Source organism: Streptomyces xanthophaeus (genome assembly GCF_000725805.1).
GTDB lineage: Bacteria > Actinomycetota > Actinomycetes > Streptomycetales > Streptomycetaceae > Streptomyces > Streptomyces xanthophaeus.
In genome coordinates this window covers 1-6,123 of record NZ_JOFT01000076.1, presented here as the reverse complement: position 1 = coordinate 6,123, position 6,123 = coordinate 1, and the positions used below count along the sequence as shown (strand labels likewise).

The 6,123-nt window shown below is 70.6% G+C and carries 4 protein-coding genes and 1 pseudogene; all 5 read right to left on the bottom strand.

Annotation, left to right across the window (positions count from 1 at the left end; all coding sequences use genetic code 11):
* Positions 1-710 (bottom strand): adenosylhomocysteinase (locus IO30_RS0128915; protein WP_031147752.1); only part of this gene is annotated, 710 nt, incomplete at its 3' end.
* Positions 700-1,566 carry a methylenetetrahydrofolate reductase [NAD(P)H] gene (gene metF / locus IO30_RS0128910; RefSeq protein ID WP_031147750.1) on the bottom strand — a complete coding sequence of 289 codons (867 nt, stop codon included), beginning with the start codon at positions 1,564-1,566 and terminating at the stop codon, positions 700-702. The genes metF and IO30_RS0128915, both read right to left, overlap by 11 nt.
* Positions 1,563-4,871 (bottom strand): annotated as a pseudogene (locus IO30_RS40995) (homocysteine S-methyltransferase family protein). Before IO30_RS40995 ends, metF begins: the two are co-directional and overlap by 4 nt.
* Positions 4,868-5,851: a carbohydrate kinase family protein gene (locus IO30_RS0128900; protein ID WP_031147748.1), complete on the bottom strand. Its 984-nt coding sequence runs from the start codon at positions 5,849-5,851 to the stop codon at positions 4,868-4,870. The pseudogene IO30_RS40995 and the gene IO30_RS0128900 overlap by 4 nt, the downstream one beginning before the upstream one ends.
* Positions 5,852-5,989: 138 nt before the next feature.
* Positions 5,990-6,123, bottom strand: a 134-nt coding sequence (locus IO30_RS43915; RefSeq protein WP_167347291.1) for a methionine adenosyltransferase domain-containing protein, incomplete at its 5' end; no start/stop codon positions are given.

The window sequence follows — 6,123 nt, the reverse complement described above, 5'->3', positions numbered from 1 at the left end:
CGGTTGATGCCGTCGATCAGGGAGTGGCGGCAGCCGTACTTGTTGTCGAACTTCGACTTGGTGACGGCGTCGTTCACGTTGATCGCCGGGAAGAGCAGGCTGCCCTCGCGCTGCATCTCGTAGAGGCGGTGGACACCGGTGGTGGTCTCCTCGGAGACACCGCGGATGTCGGCCGCGAGCTTCACCCAGTCGATGGGGCTGTTCTCCAGCAGCGACCGTACGACGGCCAGCTCCTCGTTCTCGGCCTCGGGCAGCACACCGGTCTTGAGGTACTCGACACCCTTGTGGACCAGGAGGGTGGCGTCGCCGCCGTCGTCGAGGATCAGGTTCGGGCCGTCGTGCCCGGGCCAGGTCAGCGCCTGCTCCGTGCACCACCAGTACTCCTCCAGCGTCTCGCCCTTCCAGGCGAAGACCGGGATGCCCGCGGCGGCGATCGCGGCGGCGGCGTGGTCCTGGGTGGAGTAGATGTTGCAGGAGACCCAGCGGACCTCGGCGCCCAGGGCGACCAGGGTCTCGATGAGGACGGCGGTCTGGACGGTCATGTGCAGGGAGCCGGTGACACGGGCGCCGGCGAGGGGCTGCGTCTTGGCGTACTCCGCCCGGATCGCCATCAGGCCGGGCATCTCGTGCTCGGCGAGGGTGATCTCCTTGCGGCCGAACTCGGCCAGGGAGATGTCGGCGACCTTGTAATCGGTGAACTCAGCAGACATTGAGGATCCTTGAACTCGGAGAGGCCAGTACGTTGCGGTGGATGTCCAGGGCCGCCGTGGACTTGTTGAGCGTGATGTAGTGCAGGCCGGGCGCGCCCTCGGCGAGGAGCCACTCGGCCATGTCGCTGGCGTACTCGACGCCGACGCGGTACCCGTCGGCGGCGTTGTCCCGGGCCGCGTACAGGCGGTCCGCGAGGACGGCCGGGAAGGTGGCGTCGGAGAGCTCGGCGAAGCGGGCGATCTGCCGGTGATCGGTGGCGGGCATGATCTCGGGGATGATCGGGATGTCGCAGCCCGCGGCGGCGACCCGGTCCCGCAGCCGCAGGTAGTCCTCCACGCGGAAGAACATCTGCGTGATCGCGTAGTCGGCGCCCGCACGGCACTTGGCGACGAAGTGCCGGATGTCGGTGTCCCAGTCGGGCGAGCGGGGGTGGCGCTCGGGGAAGGCCGCCACCCCGATCCTGAAGTCACCCAGTGAGCGGACCAGCTCGACGAGTTCGTAGGCGTACCGGAAGCCCTGCGGGTGGGGCGTCCAGGGGCCCTTGGGGTCGCCCGGCGGATCGCCGCGCAGCACCAGGACGTCGCGGATGCCCGCGTCCGCGTAGTGGCCGATGATCTGGCGCAGCTCGGCCACCGAGTGGCCGACCGCGGTCAGGTGCGCGACGGGGCGCAGGGTCGTCTCGGCGGCGATGCGCCGGGTGACCTCCACCGTCCGCTCGCGGGACGAGCCGCCCGCCCCGTAGGTGACGGACACGAAGTCCGGCCGCAGGGGTTCGATGCGGCGGATCGCCTCCCACAGGGTGCGTTCCCCGTTGGCCGTCTTCGGCGGGAAGAACTCGAAGGAGAAGGTCGTCATGAGCGGCCTCCCGCGTTGAAGTAGTTGGCCTCGGGGTGGTGGACGACGATGGCGTCGGTGGACTGCTCGGGGTGCAGCTGGAACTCCTCGGAGAGGTGGACGCCGATCCGCTCGGGCTGCAGCAGGCCGGCGATCTTGGCGCGGTCCTCCAGGTCCGGGCAGGCGGGGTAGCCGAGCGAGTAGCGGCAGCCCTGGTACTCGGTGCGGAACATGCCGTGCAGGTCGCTCGGGTCGTCGCCGCCGATGCCCAGTTCGGCGCGGACCCGGGCGTGCCAGTACTCGGCGAGCGCCTCGGCCAGCTGCACGGACAGGCCGTGCAGTTCGAGGTAGTCGCGGTAGGAGTCGGCCGCGAAGAGTTCCGCGGTGACCTCGCCGATCCGCGAGCCGACCGTGACGACCTGGAGGCCGACCACGTCCACCTCGCCGGACTCCTCCGGGCGGAAGAAGTCGGCCAGGCACAGGTGGCGGCCGCGGTCCTGGCGGGGGAAGGTGAAGCGGGTGCGTTCGCCGCCCAGCTCGTCCAGGAGGATCAGGTCGTCGCCCTTGGAGACGCTGCGGTAGTAGCCGTGCACGACGGCCGCTTCGAGGAGGTTGTCGGTCTGCAGCCGGTCCAGCCAGCCGCGCAGCCGCGGCCGGCCCTCGGTCTCGACGAGTTCCTCGTAGGACGGTCCGTCGCCCTTGCGGGCCGGCTTGAGTCCCCACTGGCCCTTGAACAGGGCGTCCTCGTCCAGCCAGGAGGCGTACTCCTTGAGCGGGATGCCCTTGACCACGCGGTCGCCCCAGAAGGGGGGCACGGGCACCTTGTTGTCGGTGGCCACGTCCGAGCGGATGCTGCCCTCCCGTACGGGGCGTTCCTCGACGGCCAGCTTGGCGACCGGGCGGACGCGGCGCTGCTTCAGCTCGGGCAGGGTCGCGCCCGGCACGCCCCGCTTGACCCCCATCAGGGCGTCCATCAGGCGCAGGCCCTCGAAGGCGTCGCGGGCGTAGCGGACCTCGCCCTGGTACAGGTCGTGGAGGTCCTGCTCGACGTAGGCACGGGTGAGGGCGGCGCCGCCGAGGATGACCGGGAAGCGCTCGGCCAGGCCGCGGGCGTTCAGCTCCGCCAGGTTCTCCTTCATGATCACGGTGGACTTCACGAGGAGACCCGACATGCCGATGATGTCGGCGTTGTGCTGCTCGGCCGCTTCGAGGATCGCCGAGACCGGCTGCTTGATGCCGATGTTGACGACGTTGTAGCGGTCTTCATGACCTCGGCGGACTGGAGGACGAACGGGAGCTGCATCTGGCCGGAGCCGAAGAGCTCGCCGACGACCTTCATGCCCTCCAGGAGGGTGTTGTTGACGATCTCCAGGGCCGGCCGGATCTGGAGGGCCTCGTCGAGGTCGGCCTCCAGGCCCTTCTTCTCGCCGTCGATGATCCGGCGCTGGAGCCGCTCGTCCAGCGGCAGCGCGGCCAGTTCCTCGGCGCGGCCCGCCTTCAGGGACTGGGTGGTGGCGCCCTCGAAGAGGGCCATCAGCTTCTGCAGCGGGTCGTAGCCCTCGGCGCGGCGGTCGTAGATCAGGTCGAGGGCGACCTGGACCTGCTCCTCGTCCAGACGCGCGATGGGCAGGATCTTGGAGGCGTGCACGATCGCGGAGTCCAGGCCCGCCTTGACGCACTCGTCGAGGAAGACGGAGTTGAGCACGGTGGCGGCGCTTGAGCTCGCGGATCGCCTCGATGGTGGCGATGCCGTCGCCCCGGGACTCCTCCTGGCCGGTGCAGATGGTGAAGGTCAGGGTGTCGACGAGGATGTCCTCCTCGCGGATGCCCCAGTTGCCCGTCAGCTCGGCGATCAGCCGCTGGGCGATCTCGACCTTCTTCTCGACGGTGCGGGCCTGGCCCTCCTCGTCGATGGTCAGCGCGATCAGTGCGGCGCCGTGCTCCTGGGCCAGCTTGGTGACCTTCGCGAAGCGCGACTCGGGTCCGTCGCCGTCCTCGAAGTTGACCGAGTTGATGACGGCGCGGCCGCCGAGCTTCTCCAGGCCCGCCCGGATCACCTCGACCTCGGTGGAGTCCAGGACGATCGGGAGGGTGGAGGCGGTGGCGAAACGGCCGGCCAGTTCCTCCATGTCGGCGACGCCGTCGCGGCCGACGTAGTCGATGCACAGGTCGAGCATGTGCGCGCCTTCGCGGATCTGGTCGCGCGCGATCTCCACGCAGTCGTCCCAGCGCGCTTCCAGCATGGCGTCGCGGAACTTCTTCGAACCGTTGGCGTTGGTGCGCTCGCCGATCGCCATGTACGCGCTGTCCTGGCGGAACGGCACCGTCTGGTAGATCGAGGCCGCGCCCGGCTCGGCCTGCGGCGTGCGCGGGGTGGGGGTCAGGCCGCGCACGCGTTCCACGACCTCGCGCATGTGCGCGGGGGTGGTGCCGCAGCAGCCGCCGATCAGCGACAGGCCGTAGCCGGTGACGAAGTCCTGCTGCGCGTCGGCCAGGCCCTCGGGGCCCAGCGGGAAGTGCGCGCCGTTCTTGGTGAGCACGGGCAGGCCCGCGTTGGGCATGCACAGCAGCGGGATGCGGGAGTGGCGGGCCAGGTAGCGCAGGTGCTCGTTCATCTCGGCGGGGCCGGTCGAGCAGTTGAGGCCGATCATGTCGATGCCCAGCGGCTCCAGCGCGGTCAGCGCGGCGCCGATCTCGGAACCGACCAGCATCACGCCGGTGGTCTCGAAGGCGAGCGACACCAGGACCGGCAGGTCGACGCCGGTCGCTTCGAGGGCCTTGCGGGCGCCGATCACGGCCGCCTTGGTCTGCAGCAGGTCCTGCGAGGTCTCCACGATCAGTGCGTCCGAGCCGCCTGCGATCAGGCCCTCGGCGTTCTGCTGGTAGCCGTCGCGGATCAGGTCGTAGGAGATGTGGCCGAGGGTGGGCAGCTTGGTGCCGGGGCCTATCGAGCCGAGGACCCAGCGCTGCTGTCCGGTGCGCGCGGTGAACTCGTCGGCCACCTCGCGGGCGATCCGGGCGCCGGACTCCGACAGCTCGACGATGCGGTCGGGGATGTCGTACTCGGACATCGCGGTGGCGTTGGCGCCGAAGGTGTTGGTCTCCACCATGTCCACGCCCGCGTCGAAGTACGCCTGGTGGACGGAGCGGACGATGTCGGGACGGGTGGCGTTGAGGACCTCGTTGCAGCCCTCCAGCTGCTGGAAGTCCTCCAGGGTCGGGTCCTGCTCCTGGAGCATCGTGCCCATGGCTCCGTCGGACACCACCACCCGGGTGGCGAGCGCCTCGCGGAGCGCTGCCACCCGGTCGCGCTGGGCGGTGCTCATGACACGCCTGCCAGATACGGCGCGACGCTGCGGGCCACCTCGTGGCCGTACGTCGTGTCGAGGCGGGTGACCAGGTCGGAGGCGAGCAGCTTGTACTCCTGCGTGCCGACCGACTCCAGGACGGTGGTGGCCAGGGCGCAGCCGAGCTGGGCGGCCTGCTCGGTCGGCAGTTCCCAGGCGAGGCCCGCGAGGAAGCCTGCGCGGAAGGCGTCGCCCGCGCCCGTGGGGTCGGCGATCTTGTCGGTGGGTGCGGCCGGGACGTGCAGCCGGGGTTCGCCGGAGCGGGCCAGGCTCACGCCTTCCTCGCCCAGCGTGGTGATCCAGGTGCCGACGCGGTCGAGGATGTCCTGCTCGCCCCAGCCGGTGCGTTCCTGCAGGAGCGCGGCCTCGTACTCGTTGGTGAACAGCCAGCGTGCTCCGTCGACGAGCTGGCGGGCCTGCTCGCGGTCGAGTCGGGCCAGCTGCTGGGAGGGGTCTGCGGCGACGGGGAAGCCGAGGCGGTGGGCGGTGGCGGTGTGCCGCAGCATGGCCGCGGGGTCGTCGGCGCCGACCAGGACGAGCGAGGGCTCGCCGATGCGGGCGGCGATGCCGGCCAGGTCGATCCGGGGGGCCTCGGCCATGGCTCCGGCGTAGAAGGTGGCGATCTGGTTCTGGTCCTGGTCGGTGGTGCACATGAAACGCGCGGTGTGCAGGGTCTCGCTGACCCGGACCACCGACGTGTCCACGCCGTGCGCCCGCAGCCACGCGTCGTACTCGGCGAAGTCCACGCCTGCCGCGCCGACCAGGACGGGGTCGAGGCCCAGCTTGCCGAGGCCGAAGGAGATGTTGGCGGCGACGCCGCCTCGGTGCACCTCAAGCCGGTCGGCGAGGAACGACAGGGAGACCCGCTCCAACTGCTCCTTGAGGAGCTGCTCGGCGAAGCATCCGGGAAACACCATCAGATGGTCGGTCGCTATCGACCCGGTCACGACGATACGCACGGGAAGTGCTCCTTGAACCTCGGGGCGGAACGTTCTGGCCGGTACCGGGCACATGACGACTCGGTCGGCGGGGCGGTCGGCAGGGAGCGGCGGCGAGGGGCCCCTAGGGGGTCCGCCCGCCGCCCGCTCGGGCGCCGGTCAGCCCTCGCCCACCGCCTTGCGCAGGGCGTCGGCGCGGTCGGTGCGCTCCCAGGTGAAGTCGGGCAGCTCGCGGCCGAAGTGGCCGTAGGCGGCGGTCTGGGAGTAGATCGGGCGCAGCAGGTCGAGGTCGC

Bases quoted from the DNA above. Each gene is read 5' to 3' on its own strand.
- metF (WP_031147750.1), bottom strand. From the start codon at position 1,566: ATGACGACCTTCTCCTTCGAGTTCTTCCCGCCGAAGACGGCCAACGGG.